The following is a 1,652-nucleotide window of genomic DNA, read 5'->3' as shown; positions in this document are numbered from 1 at the left end:
AGTAAGTTAGCTCGAATCATGTTTTCTTATTATGGCGCTCTCAATGCCCAATTAAAAGGAGATGAAGCTCGTGCCCGTAGTTTGTTTGAAAGTATCGCCCATGAAAATCCAGAACTCTTTTATGTTCAGGAAGCGAAGAGCTATTTAGAAAGATAAAACTGATATAAGTTCTTACCGTACGTCACCTATGTGAAAGAGCATAATCAGGTTAATAAGATTATGCAACACTTAAAACTACTAACGAGACGAGATTGTGAAAGGTAGAGATTGGAGAATAGGTTTAAAACTGGGGAAAGTGGGTCATCTCACTCAAACTTTTAATACAACTGGTGAGATAGTTGATAGTATCTCTAATTGGGTTGTAGAGCATCCTAAGGAAGTAGTAATTGGAGTTGTAGTAGCGACTGCATTCTTCTTTGGCGGGGAACTTGTCACAGCTGGAGGTGCTTTACTAGCTTATTTAGCTAGTTTGTTTGTATAAATTAGTTTGTAATTTTTTATAGGAGTTTTTTATGTTAGATAATATTTCTAAGAATATCTCGAATTGGTCATCAGTTCGAATCTGCAGCATACTGGAGGTTTTTATTTTATTTTATCTACGTTGGGCAATTATTGCAACAGCAATTAGTTTGTTATTCGTAAAATCAACCATCTCGACTACATTATTGCTTATTTTTCTAACATTACTGACTATTATCGTTGTAATAACTCATTTTTTAGTAAATCATGTTGCAGAAGTTATTTTATACGAGCAAGTGAATTTTATAAAATATATTTCTCTTTTAACTGAAACTTATGAAAGGCGTCCTGATAATAGAACAGGGAATTTAAATGCATTAAATCTGGGTTTAGCTAGGTGTGCTTTCTATCAAGGGAATTTTAGTGAGGCAATCCAATATGCTGAACGAATAAGAGTTAAAAGTTCTAAATTGAATTTGAAACGTATTTATGAACTAAACATCGTATTTATAGAATCATTATCATACCTTCATTTAAGGGAGACGGATGAAATTTCTAAACTTTTAGTTTCTTATGATTGGGAAAAAATTAAAAGAATTGATAAAAATAGAATGTTGGATTTAATTGAACCAGTATCAAAAATACTCAATGGAGAAGTTACAGGCTACTTCGACACTGCGGAACCAGAAAATAAATTAGCTCGAATCATGTTCTCTTATTACGGAGCTCTCAATGCCCAATTAAAAGGAGATGAAGCTCGTGCCCGTAGTTTGTTTGAAAGTATCGCCCATGAAAATCCAGAACTCTTTTATGTTCAGGAAGCGAAGAAATATTTAGAATTAGTGAAATGAGAGTAATATATGAAATTAGTAAAAAAAATAGTTGGTTCAGCGACAGAAAACACTCTTTTACAACTTGATAGGACTATTCTAATTTGCTCAATTATTGGACTTGTTTTGGATGTGATGGCAGTATGCTTAGTATTTCAAAGCAATTTGGAAATATTGGGATTCATATTATTAGTTATTGTCTTTTTAGTTCTCGGCTTTGTATTTTATTTAAGATTTGTATCTAGAAAAGTTATTGTTCTAGTGTTACACGATTCTATTGATCTTGAGCTCTATGTAGACATGTTAAGAGTTCAATCAGAAAAATCTATTAAGCCCTTTAGGGCAACATATCGTGAGAATTAC

The 1,652-nt window shown here is 32.6% G+C and carries 2 protein-coding genes and 1 pseudogene; all 3 read left to right on the top strand.

All coding sequences use genetic code 11. The features are described from left to right. Positions 1 to 253 precede the first annotated feature (253 nt). Entirely contained in the window at positions 254 to 481 is a 228-nt protein-coding gene (locus N8M66_RS09260) for a hypothetical protein (protein WP_261047215.1), read from the top strand. A gap of 31 nt (positions 482 to 512) precedes the next feature. Continuing rightward, a complete protein-coding gene (locus N8M66_RS09255) occupies positions 513 to 1,310 on the top strand; it encodes a hypothetical protein (protein WP_261047213.1) in 798 nt (265 codons plus the stop codon). 9 nt (positions 1,311 to 1,319) lie between these two features. Further along, positions 1,320 to 1,652: pseudogene (locus N8M66_RS09250) on the top strand (hypothetical protein); the annotation flags it as partial.

The organism is Streptococcus mitis (assembly GCF_946188585.1).
GTDB lineage: Bacteria > Bacillota > Bacilli > Lactobacillales > Streptococcaceae > Streptococcus > Streptococcus mitis_DG.
This window is presented reverse-complemented; position numbering and strand designations above follow the sequence as displayed.